The following is a 24,360-nucleotide window of genomic DNA, read 5'->3' as shown; positions in this document are numbered from 1 at the left end:
TCTGCTGTCACATCAGCGGGATGCTGTAGCTGACGATCAGGCGATTCTGGTCCTGGTTGCGGCTCGCCTCGCTGTTGGACTTGCCATTGCGCCAGCCAAGCCCCACCCCCTTGAGTGCACCCGACTGGATCGTGTAGTCCAGGCTGAAGTCGCGCTCCCACTCCTTCTGGGTGTTGCCCGTGGCGGTCTTGATGTTGTCGCCGCTGAGGTAAATGACGGATGCCTTCAAACCCGGCACGCCAAGCGCTGCAAAGTCATACGCATACTGGCCGAACGCGGTGCGCTCGCCGGCGCGGGTGAAGGTCTGGATCAGGCGATCGGTATACAGGTAAAGACTGACACCGCCAGCGCCCTTGTCCGGCAGGCCACCCTGGTTGAGTTGAGTGAAGCCGCTGCCGCTGGACACGCTCTGGTAGCCTGCGGTGAAAGCATGGGCGCCGAGACTGTAAATCAACGCGGCGCTCCAGGTGCGGTTGTCGATTTCGCCATCATTGCCGTCGGTATAGCCGCTGATCCGGTAGCCCGAGGTGCCCGAACCGTTCTTGCCGGACGAATCGGTCTTGAAGTAGCGCAGGTCGGTTTTCAGCGATTGATTGTCCGTGATCGTCCATGTGTGCAGCAGGCCGAAAAACTGCTGGCTGTAGTAGTCATCCAGGTGGGCGTAGTAATACTGGGCAGTCAGGTCGCGGGTGATTTTCCAGTCGCCACCGGCAAAATCGAATGCGTTGCTTTCCCGGGTGCCTCCGGTCGCCGCCAGGCCCGTCTGGTCGCTGGAACCGCGGCCGGTGGCGTGTTCGATGCGCCCGCCGATGAGGGTCAGGTCCTTGAACTCGCTGGAGGTGATCTGCCCACCCTCGAACGTCTGGGGCAGCAGGCGGCCGTCGTTGGCCACCAGAATCGGCAGTTTCGGCATCAGCGTACCCAGGCGCAGCTCGGTTTTCGACACCCTGACCTTGCCGGTCAGGCCCAGGCGGCTCCACTCATCCACGGCGCTGTCGTCGCTGTCCGATGGGATCATGCTGCTGCCGACATGGCGCCCCTTGCCGCTGTCCAGGGTCACGCCCATCAGCCCAAGCGCATCGACGCCAAAACCGATGATGCCGTCGGTGTAGCCCGACTTGAAATCCAGCAGGAATCCCTGGGCCCATTCTTCGGTTTTCGACGGCACCGCCGTCCCGTCGCGGTTGTCGTTGTTGAAGTAGAAATTTTTCAGCCCCAGTGTCGCCTTGCTGTCGCGCAAAAAGTCCGCGTGCGCCTGGCTGCCGAAGGTCATGGCGCCCAAAGCCAGGGTGATAACGGTGTACTTGCTGCTCATGTAAAACGCCCCATTTTCTTGTAGTTGGATTCGCGAGGGTGACTCCCGCCGGCCGATGCGCGGACGGCGGGAGCGAGGTGTTCGGCTCAGATCCCCAGCACGTTGGCGCCGATGCACGGATCAATGCCGCGTTCCAGGCGACGCGGGTGGACGATCACGGTGATCTCCATCGAGCCGGTGGTCACCTCGAAATCGAGGATGTGGCCACCGTAGGCCTGAAACGTGGCATCGCCGGCGACACCGTGCATGTGGATCGACGGCTGATCGTTTTTCCAGGCCAGCGAGCCGGTGATGCTGGCCATCTCGACGTTGTTCAGGACTTTTGGGTCGAAGTCTTTCTTGTCTTTGTTCCAGAACCCGAACTTGACGTTGCCGAAGCCGATCCCGCTGATCGAGGCGCTGGGGATCTTTTCGGCGATGGCCAGTTTGGTCAGCTCCTTGAAGGCGTTGTCACCCATGCGCAGCACCATCAGGTAACCGGTGGGTGTGCGGGTGTAGCGGGTTGTGGTTTCGGTGGCGCATTGCATGGGCGTTGTCGTCGCGGAAGGTGTGGTTTCGGCCAGGGCCTTTGGTGTGTCGGAGGTGCCGACCAGCCAGGCGACGCTCATGGCGAGCATCAATTTACCCAAGCGGTGTTTCGGTTGACGTGGAACGTGCATGGTGCTTCCTCGGTTATTGTTGTTGTGAGCGATTGAGCGGGGTAAAACCGATTTCAGGGCGAGCGAACCCGGCGCCTGTCACTCGACAGGCGCGCGGATGTGGGTTGAAACGGGCGGTGGGTTACAGCGCCTGGCGGTGACTGACGCCATCGACCAGCCGGGTGATGCCCAGCGGGTTGGCGTTCTTCAGGGCGTCCGGCAACAGGCGGTCGGGGCAGTTCTGGAAACACACCGGGCGCAGGAAGCGGTCGATCGCCAGGGTGCCGACCGATGTGCCGCGCGCATCCGATGTGGCCGGGTAAGGCCCGCCATGCACCATGGCATCGCAGACTTCCACGCCGGTGGGGTAACCGTTGAACAGCACGCGTCCGACTTTCTGTTCCAGCAGTGACAGGATCGGGTCCAGGCCGGCCAGGTCAGCGTCTTCGGCAATCAGCGTGGCGGTCAACTGGCCGCGCAAGCCGTGTAACGCCTGCAGCAGTTCGGCGTGGTCGGCGACTTCGACGACCAGGGTGGCGGGGCCGAACACTTCCTCCTGAAGCCGCTCATCGCCGTTGATCAGCAGGCTGACATCGGCCTTGAACAGCTGCGCCCGTGCCTGATTGCCCTGCTGTGGGTTGCCGGCCAGGTGGGTGATGCCAGGGTGCCCGTGCAGGTGCTCCAGACCCTGGCAGTAACTGTTCAGGGCACCGGCGTTGAGCATGGTCTGCGCCGGTTGTTGATCGAACAACGTGCTCAAGCGTTGCAAAAACCCAGTGAACTGCGGCGAGCGAATGCCCAGCACCAGACCGGGGTTGGTGCAGAACTGGCCGGCGCCCAACACGACCGACGCGCTCAGTTCGGCGGCGATCTGTTCACCGCGGGCGTTCAACGCTTCGGGCATCAGCAACACCGGGTTGATGCTGCTCATCTCGGCGAACACCGGGATCGGTTGCGCTCGGGCTGCGGCCATGTCGCACAAGGCCCGGCCGCCGCGCAGCGAACCGGTGAAACCGACCGCCTGGATCGCCGGATGCTTGACCAGCGCCTCACCGACGCTGCCGTAGAGCAGGCTGAACACGCCGTTGGGCATACCGGTTTTTTGCGCGGCGCGGGTAATCGCATCGGCGACGTAATCGGCCGTCGCCATGTGCCCGCTGTGGGCCTTGAACACCACCGGGCAGCCGGCGGCAAGGGCCGAGGCGGTGTCACCACCGGCGGTGGAGAAGGCCAGCGGGAAGTTGCTGGCGCCGAACACCGCGACCGGGCCGAGTCCGGTGCGGTACTGACGCAAGTCCGGGCGAGGCAATGGCTGCCGGTCCGGCAACGCGCGGTCGATGCGTGCAGCGTAGAAATCCCCCCGCCGCAGCAAGGTTGCGAACAGACGCATCTGGCCGCTGGTGCGAGCCCGCTCACCCTGGATTCGTGCGGCGGGCAGGGCAGTTTCCCGGCACACCAGGTGGATGAACGACGCGTCCAGGGCGTCCAGTTCGGCAGCAATGGCATCGAGGAAGCCTGCACGACGCTCGGCGGAAAAGTGGCGGTACGTCGGATAAGCCATGGCGGCGGCTTCGGCAGCGGCATTCACCTCCTCGTTCGTCGCCTGATGGAAACGATAGGGCAGGGCTTCGCCGGTGCTGGCGTCGTGGCTTTGCAGGGTGTGGCTGCCCTTGGCCGAACGGCTGCCGGCAATGTAGTTATGGCCTGAAACTTCAAACATGTTGAACTCCTGATAAAGACTGCAGATCGGCTCAAGCGAGCCGGTAGATGCGCCGGGCGTTGTCATGAAACAGGGCGAGCCGCTCGCTGCGGGGGCGCGACATGACCAGGGTCTTGAATCCGTCGAACACCTCGCTGAGGCTGTTCACCACGCCATCGACCGGGTAGTTGCTGGCGAAGGCGCAGCGCCTGACGTCGAAGATCGAGATCGCGTCGTCGACCACCCGGCGGTTCGCTTCGACGGGCCACGCTTGGCCGGGGATGCAAATACCGGAAATTTTCAGCACGACATTTGCCTCCCGCGCCAGCAGCGCCAGGTTGTCGCGCCAGCCGGCCAGACCGGCTTCGGAGCGATCAGCCGGCAAAGCGGTGTGATTGACCACAATGGGCACGTCGGGAAAATCCCGCGCCAGTTCGGCGGCTTCCGGGAGGTGCCACCACGGTGCCTGCAATTCGAAGTGCAGGCCGTGCCGTGCCAGCTGCGCGTAACCGTCGCGCCAGCGCGGATCACGCATAGAGCCGGCGGCGGCATAGTCTGCCCGCCAGTGCTCGCGGGTCGTCACCGCCGGCTTGTGGCGAATGCCCCGCACCAACGGGTGAGCGCCGTACAGGCGCAGCAGCTCGCCGATGTCCTCGCGATCGAGCCAGGCCTGCGCCACCATGGCGCCTACGCTGGATTCCTCCTGCGCCAGGGCGTCGACGAAAGCCACTTCATCGGCCGGGGTCGCCGGGTCCCATTCGCCTTCGATGACCACCGTCTGAACCACGCGATGATGGCCGGCCAGGCGTCGATAGTCCGCTGGCAGGAAATTGCGGCAGATCGACGAGTAATCGCCATAGCGGAAGGGCCGCAACGGGCGGTCGTTCAACCAGGGGTAGTAATGGTTTTCGACGTCGAAGTAATGCTGGTGCGCGTCGATGATGGGCAGGTCCGCGTCGTCGCCGCTGGCGAGAAAACGCGCACGCCAGTCGATGGCTGCAAGGTCATTCATGGTCTGGCTCCAACCGATAGAAGCGCCGGGCGTTGCCGGCGAACACGGCTTCCTGCACGGCGCGGCCCATGGGCGCGAGCATCCTGGCCATGCCATCGGCAATCGTGTCGTAGGAAGCGCGCAACCCCGCTACCGGGAAATTGCTGGCGAACATGCAGCGCCTGGCACCGAAAATCTCCAGCGCGGTCAGCACCACCAACCGGTTGTCCTCGTAGTGCCAGGGTGAATCTTTGAGCCCGAACTCAGACAGCTTGATATGTACGTTGGGCTGCAAGGCCAGTGCCTCCAGACCTTTGCGCCAGCGGGCCATGCCCTCGGGGCTGCGGTCCCAGGCAAAACCGGTGTGATTGAGGGCGATTTGAATCCGGGGAAACATCGCCGCCACCTCCGCGGCCTCGACCAGGTGCCAGGGCGGCACCCGCAGGTCCCACGACAGATCATGATCGGCCAGCCGCGAAAACCCTTCGAGCCAGCGTGGGTCCTGCAGGGTCCCCCGGGCCCCGGCGACACTGACATGCGGCGACGCCGAGGTCACCGGTTTCGAGCGGATGCCCTTGACGAGCGGGTGGGCGGCCTGGGCGGCGAGGATGTCGGCGCTGTCCTCGCGGTCGAACCAGGCATGCGCGACGATCGCGTTCGGGAAGCCGAAGCGGGCGTGCACCTGCTCCAGCCAGCGGGTCTCGGCGAGCTGTTCGTCACGGGCGCGCTCGGCTTCGACGTGCACCGTGCCGACCAGGCGCTGGCGCTGGCTCAGGGCGAGAAAATGTCCGGGCAGGAAATCCTTGCGCAGGTGGCGATAGTCACCGAGGAAAAAGTCCTCGTGGTATTCCTCCTGCAGCCAGGGATAACGGCCGTTGCCCAGGTCCCAGAGGTGGTGATGAGCGTCGATCAACGGCAGCGCATCCTCGGCGGCCAGGCTGGGCATACCGTTGCGTTCATGGAGCGTGATCATGGCGGCAGCCCGGCTCAGCGCGACGCGGCGAATTGCGAGGGGCTGAGCACGCCGTCCTCGACTTCGCCCGCTGCCGCAGCGTCGGCCTTGGCCCGGACGCGACCGCGCAGCTTGGCGACGTTGACCACGACCCGGGTGTGCGCGGCGGTGGCGACCAGTTCGACCTCATCGCGCACTTCGACATTGAAGGTGACGCTGCGACCTTCAACGCGGGTGACGGTAGCGGTGATGCTCACCGACATGCCCAACAGCGTCGCACCGACGTGGCGAATATCGACCGCTGCGCCGACGGTGTTCTCGCCTTCGTCGAGGAAGGTCAGCAGGTAGTCGAGGCAGGTCTGTTCGATGTCGTCCACCAGTCGCGGCGTGGCGTAGATGCGCAGGTCCTCGCCAAGAAACGAGATGGTGCGCGGTGTGTCGACGGTCAGTCGGCGCTCGGTGGCCGTGCCGGTCTGGAGTGTGGAGAAATTCATGGCAAACCTCGTGGTTGAGTGGTCGAAATCACTTGTTGGGCAGGAAACCGATGGAGATCCACGGCACGGCGATCAGCACCCCGAGGGCGACTACCAGTGCACCGAGGTACGGCCAGACCCTCCGCATGGCGCCGCTGGGGTCGACCTTGGCAATGGCGCATGCGGCATAGAAGCCCACGCCGAACGGCGGCGCGAACAGGCCCAGGCCCATGGCGAAGATCGCCACCATCGCGTAGTGCACATCGTTGATGCCCAGGGTCTTGGCAATCGGAAACAGCAACGGGCCGAACAGCACAATGGCCGGGATGCCTTCCAGGAAACTGCCGAGCAGGATGAAGGCCACTGCGGAAATGATCAGGAAGCCCATGGCGCCGCCGGGCACCGTGGCCATGACTTGCGCCAGTTGGTGCGAGAAGCCCGACTGGGTCAGAGCCCAGGCCATGGCCGTGGCGCTGCCGATGATGATCAGGATCGCCCCGGACAGCGACGCGGTGCTGACCAGGATCGGGTACAGCCGGCGCCAGTCGAAGCAGCGGTAGCACAGCAGGCCGACGATGAAGGTGTAGGCCACGCCGATGGCCGCGACTTCGGTGGCGGTGGCCACGCCTTCGACCACCGCCGTGCGGATCACGAAGGGCAGGGCCAGTGCGGGCACGGCCAACAGCAGCGAGTGGCCGATTTCCTTGCCCGACGCGCGTTTGCCCTTGGACGCCTGGCCCTTGCGGTTTTTCCACCAGATCACCGCCGCCATGGCAATCGCCCCGACCACCGCCGGCATGAAGCCGCCGGTGAACAGTGCGGAAATCGACACGCCGGTCACCGAGCCGATGGTAATCAGCACCAGGCTTGGCGGGATGGTTTCCGACATGGCGCCGGAGGCGTTGAGCATCGCCACCAGTTCGTTTTCATCTTCGCCACGCTTCTTCATTTCCGGAAACAGCGCCGGGGCGATGGCCGCCATGTCCGCCGCTTTCGAGCCGGAAATGCCCGAGATCAGGTAAATCGCGCCGATCAGCACGTACGACAGACCGCCACGCACGTGGCCGATCAACGAGCACAGGAAGCGAATCATCGCCCGCGCCATGCCCATGGCCTCGATCAGCGCGCCGAGGAACACGAACAGCGGGATGGCCAGCAGAATAAGGCTGGCCATGCCTTCGTCCATCCGCCCCACCACCAGGGTCAGTGGTGTGCTGGTCATGCTCGACAGGTACGCAACCGTCGCCAGGCCGAACGCGACCATGATCGGCACGCCGATAACGATCATCGCCATCACCCCGATCATGAAGAAAATCACCAGGTTCCAGTTGCCCATCAACAGCATCGAGCTTTCGCCGACCCACAACAGCGCTCCCAGGGACGCGAGCATCGCCACCGACACCGAAAAGTCGATCAATCGCGCCCGCGTCAGCAGGCGGGCGACGCAGGTCATCAGCATCAGGCTCAGGCCGACGGCAATTGCCGATACGCGAAACGCATTGGGGATTTCCAGGGCGGCGGTGGTGATGATCCATTCGTCGGTGACGTACTCCCAGGCAGGGGTGAACAGCAGCCCGATGAAGGTGATGACGATCACCGCGCCGAGGGTGTCGACGAATTCGCGTTTTTCCACTGAGAGCCGCGCGATGAACGAGGTCAGACGCATGTGCTCGCCGCGCCGCATCGCCACCACCGAGCCGAGCATCGCCAGCCACAGGAACAGCAGCGAAGCCAGTTCGTCACCCCAGACGATCGGCTGGTTGAGCACGTAGCGCGAAAAGACGTTGCAGAACAGCAGGGCGACTTCGATCACCACCAGCAACGCCGCGCTGCCTTCGGTCAGCCAGCGCAGTCCGGTATCGAGTGCGCGTCCCAGGCGAAAGGTGGCCTGGCGCGGGCTGAGTCCTTCAGCAGGGGGAACGTCCGTCATTGGTATCTCGTTTTTCATGACTGTGTCTCCGGCTTAGGACAGTTGACCTGCGTACTGCTCGAGCAGGCTCCAGGCTTCTGCACCGTATTTTTCCTTCCACTGGCTATAGAAACCCTTGGATTGCAGGTCGGTCCTGAACAGTGAGCGGTCGACCTTGTTGAAGGTGATGCCGTGGGCGGTCAGAGACGGCTCGAGGCTGGCGTTGAGGTCGATCACCTGCTGACGCTGGACCAGGGCGGCGGCGTTGATCTGCCGTGAGACGATTTCCTGCACGTCCGCAGGTAGCTTGGGAAAGGTCTTGCCGGAGGCGACGATCCAGAACCCGCCCCAGATGTGGTCGGTCATGGAGCAGAACTTCTGCACTTCGTAGAAGCGTGCTGACTCGACCACCACCAGCGGGTTTTCCTGGCCGTCGACCACTTTGGTCTGCAAGGCCGAATAGGTTTCGTTGATGCTGATGCCGGTGGGCGAGGCGCCCAGGGCGCTGAACATCGACGTCCATAACGGGCTGACCAGGACGCGCAGCTTGAAGCCCGCGAGGTCCTGCGGCGTGTTGATCGGCCGGGTCGAGCTGGTGATCTGGCGGAAGCCGTTGTTCCAGACTTTCTCCATCGGAATCAGCCCGACCTTGGCGGTCTTCGCGCGCAGGTGCTCGCCGAGCTTGCCGTCCAGGGCCGACCAGACGCTGTCGTAGTCCTTGAAGGCGAACGGCATGCTTTCGATCGACATCACCGGCACCAGCGTCGACAGAATCGCGCCGGGCAGCGGAATGAAGTCGATGGCGCCGGCCCGTACCTGGGACAGCATGTCGGTGTCGCCACCCATGGCGCCGTTGGCGTACACCTGCAGGTCGACCGCGCCATTGGTTTCCGTCTTGATGGCTTGCGAGGCGGCTTTCATTTGCTGGTTCAACGGGTGGCTGTCGGGCAGGCTGCTGGTGTAACGCAGCACGATGGGTTTGGTCGCGGCGAAGACGCCGGATGGCAGCAGGCTGGCGGCAAACGCGCCACCCACGGTAGCGCCGGCAGAAACCAGGAAGGATCGGCGGCTGACGGACTCGGTCAAGATACGGCTCATGATGTTCACCTTCTTGTTTTTGTTGTTGTTCTGATGCCTGTAGGAGCGAGCTAGCTCGCGATGCGGTGTGTCCATCAGCACGGGGTCGCCTGACACAACTGATCGCGAGCGAGCTCGCTCCTGCCGGTGGCGTTTACGACGCGAGTGCCACGACGGCCTGGGTGCGGATCAGTTCGTCGATTTCGTCCTGCGCGTAGCCGCTTTCCTTGAGCACCTCGCGGGTGTGTTCGCCGAGCAGCGGAGCCGGGCGGCTGGTCGCTGGCGCGGCGTTGTCCATGTCGGAAAAGTGGATGGGCAAGCCCATGCCCCGGACCTTGCCCTCGGTGGGGTGATCGGTTTCAACCACCATGCCGCGCGCCTGGGTTTGCGGATGCGCCAGTGCCGCCGCGATGTCCAGCACCGGTCCGGCCGGCAGGCCGAGGCTGTCGAACAACACCATCCATTGATCGGTGGTACGCGCGACCAGCACTTCATTGAGGATTTCCACCAGGGCCAGGCGGTGTTCCATGCGCAAGGCGTTGCTGGCAAAGCGTGGGTCGGCCTTGAGTTGCGGCACGGCCAGCGCCTCGACCAGTCGTTCGTAGTTGGCCTGGTTGGCGGCACCGATGTTGATCCAGCCGTCCGCCGTGCGGAACACTTGATACGGCGCACTGGTGGAGTTGGCCGAGCCCATCTTGGGCAGGATGGTGCCGTCGGCGAAATACGCCGCTGCCGGCCAGTACATTTGTTGCAGGCCGGCCTCGAACAACGAGGTGTCGACCATCTGCCCCAGCCCGGTCCGCTGTTTCGCGGCGTAGGCGGCGCAGATGCCCAGGGCGGCGAGAATGCCGGAGTTGATGTCGGCCACCGGCGAGCCGGCCTTGACCGGCTCGCGTCCGGCTTCACCGGTCATGCTCATCATGCCGCTCATGCCTTGGGCGATCAGGTCGAAGCCGCCTTTGTCGCCGAACGGCCCGCTGCGTCCGTAACCGGAAATCGCGCAGTAGATCAGCCCGGGGTTGAGGGTCTTGAGGGTGTCGTAACCCAGGCCGAATTTTTCCATGGTGCCGGCGCGGTAGTTCTCCGTGACCACGTCCGCCTCCATCAGCAGGCGGCGCAACACATCACGTCCGCCGTCAGTCTTGAGGTTCAGGCCGATGCCGCGCTTGTTGCGGTTGACTACCATGAACGACGCCGATTCACCACTGGCCATGATCGGCGAAAAGCGCCGCGAGTCGTCGCCGTCCGGAACTTTCTCGACCTTCACCACGTCCGCGCCCATGTCTGCGAGCATCATGCCGCACACCGGCCCGGACATGATGTGAGCCAGTTCTACCACGCGCATTCCTGTCAGCGGTCCCATGTCATTTGCCCTCGAATTGTGGTTTGGTCTTGGCGATGAACGCGTTCAGGCCGGTCTGGAAATCGTTGGTGTCATAGCAGGCGTAGCTGTCGTCGATCTGCTCGGCGGTGGGCGCCACGTTGGCTTCCAGTTGTCGCGCTGCCTGGCGATGCCAGCGGGCGACCAGCGGGGCGCCCTGGCTGATGCGTCGGGCGGTGGCGAGGGTCTCGGCCTGCACCTCGGCATCGGCGACCACGCGGGTCACGAGGTTTTTCACGTAGGCGTCCTGGGCATCGAGAATCCGTCCTTCGAGCAGGATCTCCAGCGTCGTCGAGCGTCCGGCGAGCGCCACCAGGCCGGCCATTTCGTCATAGGACATGACCAGCCCGAGCTTGCCGACCGGCGCGCCGAAGCGGCTGGACGTGCCACAGATGCGCAGGTCGCACAGCGCGGCGATTTCCAGGCCGCCACCGACACACACGCCGTGGATCATTGCGATCACCGGGTGCGGGCAGTCGGCGACCGCGCGCATGGCGGCCGATGTCACCTCGGCATAGTGGCGAGCCTGCGCCGAGTTGGCGCGGACCGTGGGGAATTCACCGACGTCGGCGCCGGCGGCGAAGGACTGTTCGCCGGCACCTCGCAACACCACGCAGCGCACGCTGAGGTCGGCGGACAGTTCGGTCATGACGTCGCCCAGGTCTTGCCACATGGACAGGGTAAGGGCATTCATCTTGCCTGGATGACTGAGGGTGACGATGGCAATGGCATCTTGCCGTTCGATAAGGACGGTGGGCTTCATGATGGTTCCGCTGGCGCCAGCGTGGCTGACGACACGGATGCCTCCTGTTTTATTGTTGTTGGGCAGCAGCGGCTTACAGCGATTGTTCAAGCATCGACAGGTAGTCCGCGCCGGACGCTTCGCGTGGGTTGGTTTTGTGGCTGTGATCGTGCAGGGCGCCTTCGACGATGCCGGCGAACAGACTCGGGTCTACTCCGATCTGGCTCAGGCGGGTCGGCAGGCCGAGGCGCCGGGTCAGGTCCTCGATGGCCAGGCCGATGTCGGCGTTGGCGGCAAGACCCATGGCGTGGCGCAGGCGTTCGAGCTTGCGTTCGTCACGAACGGTCGGGGCCTCGGCGTTGAAGTCGACCACCGCCGGCAGGAAAATCGCGTTCAAGGTGCCGTGGTGCAGCTTCGGATTGATCCCGCCCAGGGCGTGGGACAGGCTGTGCACGCAACCCAGGCCTTTCTGGAAAGCCAGTGCACCCTGCATCGATGCGCTCATCATGTTCATCCGCGCGTCGCGGTCGCCGGGTTCGGCGGTGGCGCGCTCGATGTGTTCCCAGGCCCGGCGCAGGCCGTCGAGGGCGATGCCATCCGCAGCGGGGTTGAAGGCCGGGGCCATGAAGGTCTCGATGCAGTGGGCAATCGCGTCCATGCCGGTGGCGGCGGTCAGCATGGCCGGCAGGCCGAGGGTCAGTTCCGGATCGCAGATGGCCACCCGGGGCACAACATGAGGAGAGATCACGCCGACCTTGCGCCCGTCGTCGAGAATCAGGATGGCGCCGCGCCCGACCTCGCTGCCGGTGCCCGCCGTCGTCGGGATCGCAATCAGCGGAGCGGTGGCCGCAGTGATGCGATCCAGGCCGCCTTCGATCACGGCGAAGCTCTGCAGGGGGCCGTCGTGGGTGGCGCAGACGGCCACGCCCTTGGCCAGGTCGATGGACGAACCGCCGCCGACGGCGATGATGCCGTTGCACTCGCCGAGGTGGTAGTGCGCCACGGCTTCACGCACGGCGTGTTCGTTCGGGTTGGGTGGGGTGGCGTCGAAAATCGATGGGGCGCGGTCGGCGCCCAGGGCGGCGATGACTTTGTCGACGATGCCGGCGTTGCGTACACCGATGTCGGTGACGATCAGGGGGCGAGTGATGCCGGCACGTTCAGCTTCTGCCGCCAGGTGTTGCAGGCTGTCATAGCCGAACTGAATTTTGGTGATGTAATTGATGAGTGACATGATTCACCACAAGTTATACAGGATTGTTATTGTTGCAACCGGTCATGGGCGGGAGGGCTTTCGCTCTCTGGTCAAACTCGTTGCATTGCCTGGTTGTGGGGTGGACTATAGGGCCGTCCTGGCCAGCCTCGATACTGACAACTTTCGATACCTCTATAACTTTTAGTTAATCCTGATGACGCCCTCACTGAACTCGATCATGTCCCGCCTGCACATCAAGCAACTGCGTTTGCTGATCGCTCTTGATGATCACGGCTCCTTGCTCGGCGCGGCCAAACAGGTCGCGCTGACCCAACCTGGCGCCAGCAAGGCGCTGCAGGAAATTGAAACCACCTTCGGTACGTCGTTGTTCACCCGGACTAACCGCGGGCTTGAACCGAACGATGCCGGACGTTCGGTCATCCGTTACGCGCGCTTGATTCAGACCGACCTGGCGCACCTGCGCGAAGAGATCATCGGCATCATGAGCGGCGAGGGCGGGCGCGTGTCGGTGGGCACCATCATGGGCGCCGTGCCGTTGCTGACCACGGCCATCAGCCGGGTGATCGGCGACCACCCCAAGCTGTCCATCGAGATCGTCGAAGACACCAGCGCCGCGCTGCTCAGCCAGCTCGACGCCGGACGCCTGGACCTGGCGATCTGCCGGACCACCATCAGCAACACTCCGTACCTGTACGAAAGCGCAACGTTCGTGGAAGAAACCCTGGCGGTGATCGCCAGTACCCAACATCCCTTCGCCTATGCCCGGCAGTTATCGCTCAAGGACCTGGTGGATTACCGCTGGGTCGTCTATCGCGCCAACATGCCCATGCGCCTGCTGCTCGAGCGCGAGTTCCATGAGGCAGACCTGCGTTTTCCGGTGCACCTGCTGGAAACCACCTCGGCCTTCGCCACCCTGTCGCTGTTGCAGGAGAATCCGACCCTCGTCGCACTGGTTTCGACCGACGTGGCGAAGTTCTGCTCCGGCTATGGCTTCACCACCACGTTGCCGCTGCCCATCACCTCGCGCAGCGAACCCTATGAACTGGTGTCGCGCAAGGGCGTGCCGGACTCGCCGGCGGCCCGACTGTTACGCGAGGCACTGCTCAATCCCGCCTGACATCCGCTCTGTGATACTGCCCGCCATCGAGGGCGAGCATTCGTGCGATTCAGGAAAAATTGATTTGTGACAGGGACGGTGTTTGCGCCGGATCAAGGTCGCGATACTCGACGGGATTTTGCCTGCCCACTCATTGGCCCCGGATGGCCATCGCGAGGTTTGAACCATGACTGTCTCCCGCCGACTGGCGCTCTTGATGACCACGACCGCGCTGCTCGCCGCCTGTGGCGAATCGTCCAAGCTGCCGCCCCAGGCCAGTGTCGGCCCGAACCCGCAACTGCCCGATCCCACCACGTCGCTGATCCCCACACTGAAGGTTTCCAAGGCGGTCGGCTGGTCGGGCGGCGATGCGCCCAAGGCACCGGCCGGGTTCAAGGTGACGGCGCTTGCCGAGCATCTGGATCACCCGCGCTGGGTCTATCTGCTGCCCAATGGCGACGTGCTGGTTGCCGAAAGCAATCACCCACCGATGCCTGATGGCGCTACCGATGGCGGCAGCGGACCGTTGGCCTGGGCGCGCCGCACGGCGATGGGGATCGTGATGGGGCGGGTCGGTGCCGATGCGCCCAGCGCCAACCGCATCACCCTGCTACGCGACGCCGACGGTGATGGTCACGCGGAACTGCGCACGGTGTTCATGAGCGGGCTGACGTCACCGTTCGGCATGGCGCTGGTGGGGGAAGAGCTGTTCATTGCCAACGCCGATGCACTGGTCAAGGTGCCGTACCATGAAGGGCAGACCGAAATCAGTGCGACCCCGGTCAAGGTCACCGACCTGCCGGCAGGTATCAACCACCACTGGACCAAGAACGTGCTGGCCAATCCCGAGGGCACCAAGCTCTACGTGACTGTCGGCTCCAACAGCAATGTCGGTGAGAACGGCCTGGAGGCAGAAGAAGGGCGAGCGGCGATCTGGGAGATCGACGTCCAGAGCGCCAGCAAGCGCCTTTACGCCAGCGGCCTGCGCAACCCCAACGGCATGGCCTGGAAACCCGGTTCGAGCCAGTTGTGGACGGTGGTCAACGAGCGCGACGAAATCGGCAGCGACCTGGTGCCGGACTACCTGACGTCGGTGCAGGACGGCGCGTTCTACGGCTGGCCCTGGAGCTACTATGGCAATCATGTCGATGTCCGCGTGCAACCGCCGCGCCCGGACAAGGTGACACTGGCCCTTGCCCCGGATTACGCCCTGGGCACTCACGTCGCCCCGTTGGGCCTGGCGTTCTCCGATGCGCGCGGCATGCCGGAGGCTTTCGCCAATGGCGCGTTCATTGGCGAACACGGTTCATGGAACCGCAACCCGCAGGCCGGCTACAAAGTGGTGTTCGTGCCATTCAGCGACGGCAAACCTTCGGCGCTGCCGGTGGACTTCCTGACCGGTTTCCTCAATGCCGATGGCGAGGCCCAGGGCCGGCCGGTGGGCGTGATGCTCGATCGCAGCGGAGCGTTGCTGGTGGCCGACGACGTCGGCAACACGCTCTGGCGCGTGGCGGCGACGTCGGCCCACTGACGTCGTCTTCAACGGTTGGCTCAAAGAGGGATCTGCGTCGTCGACAACACGTTGCGCAGGCCCATGAACGAACGGATCTGGCGCACGCCGGGCAGGTACAGCAACTGCTCGGCGTGCAGCCGGTTGAAGCTGTTGCTGTCCTTGGTGCGCAACAGCATGAAGTAGTCGAATTCCCCCGTCACCACATGGCATTCCATGCAGCCGGACACCTTTTGCGCCGCCGCTTCGAACGCGGCGAAGGATTCCGGGGTCGAGCGATCCAGCACCACGCCGATCAACACCACCATCCCTGCCTCCAGCGCTTCGCTGTCGAGCAACGCGACGATGCCCTTGATCAGGCCTGCCTGCTTGAGGCGTTCGACGCGCCGCAGACAGGCCGGCGCGCTCAATTTGACCTTCTCGGCCAGAGCCACATTGGAGATGGACGCGTCGCGCTGCAGGGTCTTGAGAATGGCTCGATCAGTGCGATCCAGCGCAGGTGGCTCCGTGGCTGGGCTCGCGCCTTTGTTGCGACTATTTGTTGCGCTCATGGCGATATCTGCACAATAAAAGAAGGTTCTGATTGGTAGTTGGCGATTTATGTTTCTTTAATCGATTGAAACTTGCAACACATATTTTCGGGTTTGTTCTTACTATTGAACTCATCGAAGCCGCCCACGAACAGCCTGCCTGTGCAGTCTTGTGGCCTTTAGGCCTGGCGCTTGGATATCCAATCACCAAGGAGCAGAGTCATGAACCTGAATCGTTTCAAGCGCTATCCGTTGACCTTCGGCCCTTCGCCCATCACCCCCTTGAAGCGCCTCAGCGAACACCTGGGCGGCAAGGTCGAGCTGTACGCCAAGCGCGAAGACTGCAACAGCGGCCTGGCCTTCGGTGGCAACAAGACACGCAAGCTTGAATACCTGATTCCCGAAGCCATCGAGCAGGGCTGCGACACCCTGGTGTCGATTGGCGGCATCCAGTCCAACCAGACCCGCCAGGTGGCGGCCGTCGCGGCCCACCTGGGCATGAAGTGCGTGCTGGTCCAGGAAAACTGGGTCAACTACTCCGACGCCGTGTACGACCGGGTGGGCAATATCGAGATGTCGCGGATCATGGGTGCCGATGTGCGGCTGGATGCGGCCGGTTTCGACATCGGCATTCGCCCCAGCTGGGAGAAGGCCATGAGCGACGTCAAGGAGCGGGGCGGCAAACCGTTTCCGATTCCGGCCGGCTGTTCCGAACACCCTTATGGCGGCCTGGGGTTCGTCGGGTTCGCGGAGGAAGTGCGCCAGCAGGAGGAGGCGCTGGGCTTCAAGTTCGACTACATCGTGGTGTGCTCGGTCACCGGCAGTACCCAGGCGGGCATGGTGGTGGGGTTCGCCGCCGACGGTCGCTCGAAGAATGTCATCGGCATCGACGCCTCGGCCAAGCCCGCCCAGACCAAGGCGCAGATCCTGCGCATCGCCCGGCACACCGCTGAACTGGTGGAGTTGGGGCGCGAAATCACCGAAGACGATGTGGTGCTCGACACCCGCTTTGCCTATCCCGAGTACGGTTTGCCCAACGACGGCACACTGGAAGCCATTCGCCTGTGCGGGCGCCTGGAGGGCGTGTTGACCGACCCGGTGTACGAGGGCAAGTCCATGCACGGGATGATCGAAAGGGTCCGTCGCGGCGAGTTCCCCGAAGGTTCGAAAGTGCTGTACGCCCACCTCGGCGGGGTGCCCGCGCTGAATGCCTACAGTTTCCTGTTCCGTAACGGCTGACCCGATCCTGCGGGAGCGAAGTGGCTCGCGAAAAAAACTGGACACCGCGGGCATTCAGGCCGCCCGCATCATCGTTCACGTCCATCGCGAGCAGGCTCGCTCCACGCGGTGTTTTTTGCAGGAGCGAGCCTGCGCCGTGGTCGGGTGTTGGCTGGATATCGTTGGAAACCTCGGGAGTACCGCCATGCATGAGATATCGCCTTCCGCTGTCTGGATCAAAGCACCTTCGGCGGACGTCGGGGTGGTCATCGTGACCAGTGCCGCGCTGCCCCACTACATGATCGACCAGTTGCACGCGGCCATCGACGATTGGGACCAGGTGGCCTATCTGGCCGTCCAGCATTCGCGGCAACTGATGCTCGACTGGTTGCAGGTCGGTTCCAGTCCCGAACCCTCGACGCCCACCGACGCGAGCGATGCCGGTCATCTGCTGCGCGGCGTGGCCAAAGGCAGCTTTCTGCTGGATGTCGAAACCGGCGCGGAGCCTGGGCTGACCTGGCTCGGCTCGGTGTGCGGGCACCCGTTGCGGGTGGTCGAACTGGGTGCCGTGGCCACCTCCAGCGAAGGGATGGACCGACAGGTGGAGCACGTTCTATCGGCCACCCGTCGTCTGGCGAAAAGCCTGCTGCAGGAGCGCTGCGCCCTTTAGCCCAGCGTGCTGAATCCAACTTCATTACAAGAAAGGCAAAGCCTATGAGCCAAACTGCCGACTATCGTCATCCAGGCAGGAAATGGATGCGTGAGCCCTCCAGCGAAACGCGGGTCGTGGTGTTCACGGCCGGACTGGAAAGCGAACACCTGGCGTTGATTCACCACAGCTTCAGTTGTTTTGAAAACGTCGCCCTGATGCAGGTCGAGGCGATGCCCACGAACGACGATTTGTTCGAAGCACGCCTGCCCACCTGCGATTACTGCCTGGTGGTGGCCGGCGAACTGGACAAGCGCTTTTTACGCGAACTGCCCAGGCGCAGAATCAGTATTTATCCGATCGCCGAGCACGCCCCGAGCGAACGCTCGGTCATCGCAGCGGTGGAACACGTTAAAAGCCTGGCCCGGTCCACCCCGGTGCCACGCCTCGATCCTGACACAGCCTTTTGCAGGAGATGCCCATGAACCCGTCCGATCTGCAGGCCCAATTCCCCGGGCAGACCCCGCAAGACGCTGAAGAACTCACCGAATGGCGAGAGGCCTTGCAGTCGGTCATCGCCCACGGCGGTGCCGGGCAGGCACGGCAGATCATGGACATGCTGGTGACGCTGGCGAGCACCGCCGACATCGGCTGGCGGCCGCGTCACGGCACGCCTTACATCAACACCATCGGCGTGGAACAGCAGCCGGTGTTTCCCGGTGACCTGGCCATGGAAGAACGCCTGGCCTCGATCATGCGCTGGAACGCGCTGGTCATGGTCGCCAGGGCCAACCAGGCCTATGGCGAACTGGGCGGCCACATCGCCAGTTACGCCAGCGCCGCCGACCTGTTCGAAGTGGGCTTCAACCATTTCTTCAAGGCGCGCACCGAGAGCAGCGGCGGTGACCTGGTGTTCTATCAGCCGCATTCGGCGCCCGGTGTCTATGCACGGGCGTTTCTGGAGGGGCGGCTTGAAGAGCAGGACCTGCAGCATTACCGCCAGGAGATCGGCGCCGGCGCCCAGGGTGCTCGCGGGCTGTCGAGTTACCCTCACCCCTGGTTGATGCCGGACTTCTGGCAGTTCCCGACCGGCTCGATGGGCATCGGTCCGATCAGCTCGATCTACCAGGCGCGTTTCATGCGTTATCTGCAACACCGTGGCCTGCAGGACACCGCCGGGCGCACCGTGTGGGGGGTGTTTGGCGACGGCGAAATGGATGAGCCGGAAAGCATGTCGGCCCTGACGCTGGCGGCGCGCGAAGGCTTGGACAACCTGGTGTGGGTGGTCAATTGCAACCTGCAGCGCCTGGACGGTCCGGTGCGCGGCAACGGGCGCATCATCGACGAACTGGAGGCGCTGTTCGGCGGGGCGGGCTGGAATGTGATCAAGCTGGTCTGGGGCTCCGACTGGGACGGCTTGTTTGCCCGGGACCACGACGGGGCACTGGTCAAGGCCTTGTCTGCCACGGTCGATGGCCAGTTCCAGACCTTTGCCGCCAAGGACGGGCGCTTCAACCGCGATCATTTCTTCGGCCAGAACGAAGCCCTGGCGCAGTTGGCTCAGGGGCTGACCGATGAACAGATCGACCGCCTCAAACGCGGTGGCCACGACGTGGTGAAAATCTTTGCCGCTTACCACAGCGCGATGCGCGAGGGCAGCAAGCCGACGGTGATCCTGGCGCAGACCAAGAAGGGGTTCGGCATGGGCGATGCCGGGCAGGGCAAGATGACCGTGCACCAGCAGAAGAAGCTCGACAAGGATGCGTTGATCGCCTTCCGCAACCGTTTCAACCTGCCGCTGAGCGATGAACAGGCGACCTCCCTGAGCTTCTTCAAGCCGGCTGCCGACAGTGCCGAAATGCGTTACCTGCACGAGCGTCGCCAGGCCTTGGGCGGCTACCTGCCTTCGCGGCCGACTCGTTCGGCGCCGCTGGCCGTGCCGGACATCGACAGCTATGCCGGGTTTGCCATCGCCGCCGAGGGCAAGGAAATGTCCACCACCATGGCCTTCGTCCGCCTGCTCAGCGGATTGTTGCGGGACAAGCAACTGGGCCCGCGCATCGTGCCGATTGTCGCCGACGAGGCGCGCACGTTCGGCATGGCCAGCCTGTTCAAGCAGATCGGCATTTACTCCAGCGTGGGGCAGCGTTATGAGCCGGAAGACATCGGCTCGATCCTCAGTTACCGCGAAGCGCTGGACGGGCAGATTCTCGAAGAGGGCATCAGCGAGGCCGGGGCAATCAGCTCCTGGGTGGCCGCCGCCACCAGCTATTCCGTGCACGGCCTGCCGATGCTACCGTTCTACATCTACTACTCGATGTTCGGCTTCCAGCGCATTGGCGACCTGATCTGGGCGGCGGCCGATCAGCGGGCGCGCGGGTTCCTGCTCGGGGCCACGGCGGGCCGCACCACGCTGGGGGGCGAGGGCTTGCAGCATCAGGACGGCAACAGCCACCTGATGGCGTCGATGGTGCCCAATTGCCGGGCCTACGATCCGGCGTTCGCCGCAGAATTCGCGGTGATCCTGGACCACGGCATGCGCCAGATGCTGGAGCGCCAGGTCGACGAGTTCTACTACGTCACGCTGATGAACGAGAACTACCCGCAAGCCAACCTGCCCGAAGGCGTCGAAGCGGCGATCATCAAGGGCATGTACCTGTTCGCCCGACATGAAGTCGAGGATGCGCGGGGCACCGTGCAGTTGCTGGGCAGCGGCGCGATCCTGCTGGAAGTGATTGCCGCAGCCGAATTGCTGGCCAGCGACTGGAACGTCGACAGCGAAGTCTGGAGCGTCACCAGTTTCACCGAACTGGCCCGTGACGCCCGGGAAGTCGAACGCTGGAACCGTCTGCATCCCGGACAACCGGCACGGCTCAGCCATGTCCGGGCGTCGCTGACGGCCACTGCACCGGTCATCGCCTGCACCGACTACGTGCGTGCCTTGCCGCAACTGATCGCCAGCGACCTGGACGCGCCCTACAGCGTGCTCGGGACCGACGGTTTCGGCCGCAGCGATACCCGCAGCCAACTGCGCCGTTTCTTCGAAGTGGACCGCCATCAGATCGTCTTGAGCGCGCTGACATCGCTGGTGCAGGCAGGGCGCCTGGAGGCGGCTGTCTGTACCGAGGCGATTGTGCGGTACGCCATCGATGTCGAGGCGCTCGCGCCCTGGGAGGCCTGAAGCCGGGCTTCAGGTCGAGTCGAATTTTCAGGAAATGCTCATGAACAACGTGTATGAAGTGCGGGTGCCCGACATTGGCGATGCCAGGGATGTCGGCGTGATAGAAATCCTCGTCAGGGCCGGCGATGCGGTGCTCGAAGGCCAGGCGCTGATCATTGTCGAGACCGACAAGGCGTCCATGGAAATCCCCTCGCCGCAGGCGGGCGTGCTGCAATCGCTGGCGGTCAGCCTGGATGACAAGGTCAGTCAGGGTTCGCCGATTGCCTTGATCGAATGCGCCGCGCCAGCGCCGATCACGGCTTCGCTGAGCGAGCCAGCGGTCAGCCCGGTAAAATCGCCGGACGTTGCGCCGGCACTGCCGCGCATCGAGGTGAAAGCACCGCTCACGGACTTGCCGCTGGCATCGCCTTCGATACGCAAGTTCGCCCGTGAACTGGGGGTGTCACTCGCCGCCATCCAGGGCACCGGCCTGCGTCGGCGCATCACCCGGCCGGACGTCCTGGCGCACGTCAAAGGGGCGCTGAGCGCCCCGGGGGCAGGCGACCGCGTCCCGCCGATGGTCGGTCTGCTGCCCTGGCCGGTGGTGGACTTTGCCCAATACGGTCCGGTGCAGACCCAGCCGCTGTCGCGAATCCGGAAACTCAGCGGTGCCAACCTGCACCGCAACTGGGTGATGATTCCCCACGTGACCAATCACGACGATGCGGATATCACCCAGCTCGAACAGTTTCGCCAGCAGGTGAACCGGGACAATGCCGGCAGCGGGGTCAAGCTGACCCTGCTCGCGCTGCTGATGAAAGCGTGCGCGGCGGCGTTGAGAAAATTCCCGGAGTTCAATGCCAGCCTCGAGGGTGACGACCTGGTGTTGAAGGATTACTGCCACATCGGCTTTGCCGCCGACACGCCACAAGGGCTGGTCGTGCCGGTGATCAGGGACGTCGACCGTAAAGGCGTGCTGGCCATTGCCGGGGAAATGTCGGCACTGGCGCAGAAGGCCCGGGCGGGCAAGTTGAGCGTCGCCGACATGAGTGGCGGCTGTTTTTCCATTTCGTCCCTGGGCGGCATTGGCGGGACGTATTTCACGCCGATCATCAATGCCCCGGAAGTCGCCATCCTCGGGGTGGGCAAAACCCGCGAACGGTTGGCGCTGGAGGAGGGCGAAGTGGTCACGCGCCATCTGCTGCCGTTGAGCCTGAGCTGGGACCATCGGGTCATCGATGGCGCGGCGGCAGGGCGTTTCAACGCCTATCTGAGCAGTGTGCTGGCGGATTACCGGCGCCTGGTGCTGTAACCGGGGAGGCGCTGGCGGTGGGCGTGCGCTGCGCCTTGCGCCAGGTCAGCAGGACAATGCCGGTGACGACGATGGCGCCGCCGATCACCTGGCCGGCGCTGAGCATCTGGTCCAGCACGATCCAGCCCATCAATAGCGTGGCCAGGGGCTCGATGTTCATCACCGGCGCGTTGCGCGGCATGTCCAGACGTGGCACGGAGATGAACAGGACGATGAAGCCGGTACCGTAGAGCACCACCAGCGTCGCCAGCGCCCACCAGCCGGTGGCGCTGGCCGGCAGGTTCAGGCCGCCGGGCAGGGCACCGGTCAGACCGGCGAGGTTGACGCTGCTGAAGACGATGAAAATGGTCAGCAGGCTGCGCACCGAGCCGCGCACCGGCGACAGCTTGTGATCGGTGATCCACAACGCACAGGCGAACACACTGGCGGCGCAGAACGCCAGCGCGACCCCGAGCACCCACTCGGGGCCGACATTGCTATTGGCCGAGAGCCGTCCCGGCACGTCCAGCACAAACACCAGGCCGAGCAGAATCAGGCCCATCAACGCGGCGGTGCGCGCCGTTGGCCGCGGCCCGCCCAATGCCCAGGTGAGCAACGCCAGTAGGATCGGAAACACGTTCGCCACCAGCAGCGCCAGGGCCACCGGCACCCGGGCCACGGCCGAGTACAGGCACAGGCTCTGGGTCGCGATCAGCAGACCCAGCAGCAACTGCCAGCGCCAGGCGCCCGCCGGCAAGCGCAGACTCTGACGCTGCCACAGCACCAGCGCGGCCAGCACCAACAGCGTTCCACCTGAGCGCATCAGAATCGCCAGCAATACCCCGGCGCCGTCGTCGAACGCCACCCGGGCAGCCACGTGGTTGCCGGCAAAGGCGCAGCCCATGCACAACAGAATCAACACGGCGAGGTGACGGGGGAAGGGCGTTGGAGCGGTCTGGCGGGTCATGGCAGGGTCTCTGGCGACGGCAGGATTATTATTATGTTGTCGTACGACTTGTGGGTTTGTACCGCAAATGGTTTGGCCGGACAAGGTTTGGTGGCGCTTTGCGGTCAAAGAGATCGTACGACTTGCAGGCATAAATCATTTTTTCGCTGGACACATTGCAGATACATGGATGCGCTTTCATACAGCGTCCACTGCCCAAAAAGAGAGTTCTGCCATGTTCCGCAAATTGCAGCATGCCGCCCGGTTCCTCAGTCAGAGCGCGCGCCTGATGGTGGGCGTTCCCGACTACGACAACTACGTCGCGCAGATGGCGCGCAATCAGCCGGGCGAACCGGTGATGAGCCCTTCGGCGTTCTTTCGCGAGCGCCAGGAAGCGCGCTACGGCAAGCGCAGTTGCACGACACGGTGCTGCTGAACCGCGACCATTTCCATCAAACAGCCCCGGCTTGCGAGAGTCGGGGCTTTTTTATGCCTGATGGATTTGCACGCACTCGCAGAACTCCGTGGGAGCGAGCCTGCTCGCGATGGCGCTCGGCCATCGAGATGGATGTCGATTGACAATCCGCATCGCGAGCAGGCTCGCTCCCACAAGGGCAATCGCGTGGCTCGATAAGGGAAGAGGGGCCCTGAGTTGTTCGAAGATGTAACAGCTCATCCCGCGGTATTGCCCTGTTACTGAACAGTTGTTTAGTATCGGCTGCAGCTCGTACCTCCAGTCCAACTACAAGAACGACGAGGACCTTCCATGACATTGCAACCGTCACTGCTCAGCCGGGTTGAAAGCGGCATCGCCTGGATCACCCTCAACCGCACCGAACAACGCAACGCGCTGGATATTCCCACCCTCAAGGCCTTGATCGCTGCACTCGACGGCCATGACGCCGATCCGGCGGTCAGGGTGTTGGTGCTGACCGGCAACGGCAAGGGTTTCTGTGCCGGTGCGGACGTGGCCGAGTGGGCGGATGCCGAGCGGCGCGGGATCCTCGAAACCTACGGCTGGACCGAAACCGCGCACCTGTTGATGAACCGTCTCCACGGTTTCAGCAAACCGACCATCGCGGCCATCAACGGTATCGCGGTCGGTGCCGGGATGGATCTGAGCCTGTGCTGCGACCTGCGGGTCGCTGCCGCATCGGCGCGCTTCAAGGCCGGTTACACCGGCATGGCGTATTCGCCGGATGCCGGCGCCAGTTGGCATTTGCCACGCCTGATCGGCGTTGAGCACAGCAAGCGCCTGCTGTTCCTCGACGAGTTGTGGAGCGCCGAGCGTGCACTGGCCGCCGGGCTGGTCGGCGAGGTCTGTGCCGACGAGGCACTGCTCGCCCATACCACGGCGCTGGCGACGCGACTGGCCAGCGGCCCGACCTTCGCCTTCGCCCAGACCAAGGTGCTGCTTCGCGACGGTGCCGGACGCAGCCTCGCCGAACAACTGCAGGCCGAACAGGCCGCCGGCCTGCTTTGCGGACGCAGCCAGGATGGCGCGGAAGCCCTCAAGGCTGCCGTGGAAAAACGCACGCCTCATTTCATCGGCCAGTAATCGAACCGC

General features: G+C 64.0%; 22 protein-coding genes. 9 read left to right on the top strand and 13 right to left on the bottom strand.

Going from position 1 to position 24,360, the window contains the following annotated elements:
* Nucleotides 1-7: 7 nt before the first annotated feature.
* From IB249_RS09345 to IB249_RS09295, 11 genes are all read right to left on the bottom strand, one after another.
* Nucleotides 8-1,315 (bottom strand): OprD family porin, encoded by a 1,308-nt coding sequence (locus tag IB249_RS09345; protein ID WP_192303830.1) that lies wholly within the window; start codon nucleotides 1,313-1,315, stop codon nucleotides 8-10.
* 86 nt (nucleotides 1,316-1,401) lie between these two features.
* On the bottom strand, nucleotides 1,402-1,974 hold the full coding sequence (locus IB249_RS09340) for a PPC domain-containing DNA-binding protein (protein WP_192303828.1): 573 nt from the start codon (nucleotides 1,972-1,974) through the stop codon (nucleotides 1,402-1,404).
* Nucleotides 1,975-2,095: 121 nt separating this feature from the next.
* On the bottom strand, nucleotides 2,096-3,673 hold the full coding sequence (locus IB249_RS09335) for an aldehyde dehydrogenase (NADP(+)) (RefSeq protein WP_192303826.1): 1,578 nt from the start codon (nucleotides 3,671-3,673) through the stop codon (nucleotides 2,096-2,098).
* A gap of 31 nt (nucleotides 3,674-3,704) precedes the next feature.
* Nucleotides 3,705-4,664 (bottom strand): amidohydrolase family protein, encoded by a 960-nt coding sequence (locus tag IB249_RS09330; RefSeq protein ID WP_192303824.1) that lies wholly within the window; start codon nucleotides 4,662-4,664, stop codon nucleotides 3,705-3,707.
* Nucleotides 4,657-5,616 carry an amidohydrolase family protein gene (locus IB249_RS09325; protein WP_192303822.1) on the bottom strand — a complete coding sequence of 320 codons (960 nt, stop codon included), beginning with the start codon at nucleotides 5,614-5,616 and terminating at the stop codon, nucleotides 4,657-4,659. The genes IB249_RS09330 and IB249_RS09325 overlap by 8 nt, the downstream gene beginning before the upstream one ends.
* A gap of 14 nt (nucleotides 5,617-5,630) precedes the next feature.
* Entirely contained in the window at nucleotides 5,631-6,089 is a 459-nt protein-coding gene (locus tag IB249_RS09320; protein ID WP_192303820.1) for a thioesterase family protein, read from the bottom strand.
* A 28-nt stretch (nucleotides 6,090-6,117) separates the two neighbouring features.
* A complete protein-coding gene (locus IB249_RS09315; RefSeq protein ID WP_225606892.1) occupies nucleotides 6,118-7,998 on the bottom strand; it encodes a TRAP transporter large permease subunit in 1,881 nt (626 codons plus the stop codon).
* 33 nt (nucleotides 7,999-8,031) lie between these two features.
* Nucleotides 8,032-9,075, bottom strand: a complete 1,044-nt coding sequence (locus IB249_RS09310) for a TRAP transporter substrate-binding protein (protein ID WP_192303816.1) — start codon at nucleotides 9,073-9,075, stop codon at nucleotides 8,032-8,034.
* A 133-nt stretch (nucleotides 9,076-9,208) separates the two neighbouring features.
* A complete protein-coding gene (locus tag IB249_RS09305) occupies nucleotides 9,209-10,417 on the bottom strand; it encodes a CaiB/BaiF CoA transferase family protein (protein ID WP_051097664.1) in 1,209 nt (402 codons plus the stop codon).
* Nucleotide 10,418: 1 nt separating this feature from the next.
* On the bottom strand, nucleotides 10,419-11,198 hold the full coding sequence (locus IB249_RS09300; protein WP_192303814.1) for an enoyl-CoA hydratase-related protein: 780 nt from the start codon (nucleotides 11,196-11,198) through the stop codon (nucleotides 10,419-10,421).
* 73 nt (nucleotides 11,199-11,271) lie between these two features.
* Entirely contained in the window at nucleotides 11,272-12,411 is a 1,140-nt protein-coding gene (locus IB249_RS09295) for an iron-containing alcohol dehydrogenase (protein WP_192303812.1), read from the bottom strand.
* Nucleotides 12,412-12,586: 175 nt separating this feature from the next.
* Between IB249_RS09295 and IB249_RS09290 the strand changes: the two genes are divergently transcribed.
* Nucleotides 12,587-13,510 carry a LysR family transcriptional regulator gene (locus IB249_RS09290; RefSeq protein WP_192303810.1) on the top strand — a complete coding sequence of 308 codons (924 nt, stop codon included), beginning with the start codon at nucleotides 12,587-12,589 and terminating at the stop codon, nucleotides 13,508-13,510.
* A 166-nt stretch (nucleotides 13,511-13,676) separates the two neighbouring features.
* Nucleotides 13,677-15,020 carry a PQQ-dependent sugar dehydrogenase gene (locus tag IB249_RS09285; RefSeq protein ID WP_192303808.1) on the top strand — a complete coding sequence of 448 codons (1,344 nt, stop codon included), beginning with the start codon at nucleotides 13,677-13,679 and terminating at the stop codon, nucleotides 15,018-15,020.
* 20 nt (nucleotides 15,021-15,040) lie between these two features.
* Here the strand turns inward: IB249_RS09285 and IB249_RS09280 are convergent, their stop codons facing one another.
* Nucleotides 15,041-15,550, bottom strand: a complete 510-nt coding sequence (locus tag IB249_RS09280) for an Lrp/AsnC family transcriptional regulator (protein ID WP_192303806.1) — start codon at nucleotides 15,548-15,550, stop codon at nucleotides 15,041-15,043.
* Nucleotides 15,551-15,751: 201 nt separating this feature from the next.
* Between IB249_RS09280 and IB249_RS09275 the strand changes: the two genes are divergently transcribed.
* The 5 genes from IB249_RS09275 to IB249_RS09255 all read left to right on the top strand — a co-directional run bounded on the left by IB249_RS09275 (nucleotide 15,752) and on the right by IB249_RS09255 (nucleotide 21,868).
* The gene (locus IB249_RS09275; protein WP_192303804.1) at nucleotides 15,752-16,768 is read left to right on the top strand and encodes a 1-aminocyclopropane-1-carboxylate deaminase; all 1,017 of its coding nucleotides are present in this window, start codon (nucleotides 15,752-15,754) and stop codon (nucleotides 16,766-16,768) included.
* 184 nt (nucleotides 16,769-16,952) lie between these two features.
* Nucleotides 16,953-17,417, top strand: a complete 465-nt coding sequence (locus IB249_RS09270; RefSeq protein WP_192303802.1) for a transketolase — start codon at nucleotides 16,953-16,955, stop codon at nucleotides 17,415-17,417.
* Nucleotides 17,418-17,503: 86 nt separating this feature from the next.
* Nucleotides 17,504-17,881, top strand: a complete 378-nt coding sequence (locus IB249_RS09265) for a hypothetical protein (RefSeq protein ID WP_192303800.1) — start codon at nucleotides 17,504-17,506, stop codon at nucleotides 17,879-17,881.
* On the top strand, nucleotides 17,878-20,577 hold the full coding sequence (gene mdeB / locus IB249_RS09260) for an alpha-ketoglutarate dehydrogenase (protein ID WP_192303798.1): 2,700 nt from the start codon (nucleotides 17,878-17,880) through the stop codon (nucleotides 20,575-20,577). Before IB249_RS09265 ends, mdeB begins: the two co-directional genes overlap by 4 nt.
* 40 nt (nucleotides 20,578-20,617) lie before the next feature.
* Complete coding sequence (locus tag IB249_RS09255; protein WP_192303796.1) at nucleotides 20,618-21,868, top strand: dihydrolipoyllysine-residue acetyltransferase; 1,251 nt, start codon at nucleotides 20,618-20,620, stop codon at nucleotides 21,866-21,868.
* On the opposite strand, the gene IB249_RS09250 is transcribed toward IB249_RS09255, so the two are convergent.
* A complete protein-coding gene (locus IB249_RS09250; protein ID WP_192303794.1) occupies nucleotides 21,816-22,814 on the bottom strand; it encodes an EamA family transporter in 999 nt (332 codons plus the stop codon). The genes IB249_RS09255 and IB249_RS09250 overlap by 53 nt on opposite strands.
* 214 nt (nucleotides 22,815-23,028) lie before the next feature.
* Between IB249_RS09250 and IB249_RS09245 the strand changes: the two genes are divergently transcribed.
* Complete coding sequence (locus tag IB249_RS09245; protein WP_192303792.1) at nucleotides 23,029-23,229, top strand: YbdD/YjiX family protein; 201 nt, start codon at nucleotides 23,029-23,031, stop codon at nucleotides 23,227-23,229.
* 330 nt (nucleotides 23,230-23,559) lie between these two features.
* Entirely contained in the window at nucleotides 23,560-24,351 is a 792-nt protein-coding gene (locus tag IB249_RS09240) for an enoyl-CoA hydratase/isomerase family protein (protein WP_192303790.1), read from the top strand.
* The last annotated feature ends 9 nt before the right edge of the window (nucleotides 24,352-24,360 follow it).

It is taken from the genome of Pseudomonas sp. PDM04 (genome assembly GCF_014851765.1).
Lineage (GTDB): Bacteria > Pseudomonadota > Gammaproteobacteria > Pseudomonadales > Pseudomonadaceae > Aquipseudomonas.
The sequence above is the reverse complement of the archived record's forward strand: the minus strand, read 5'-3'. Positions and strand labels throughout refer to the sequence as shown.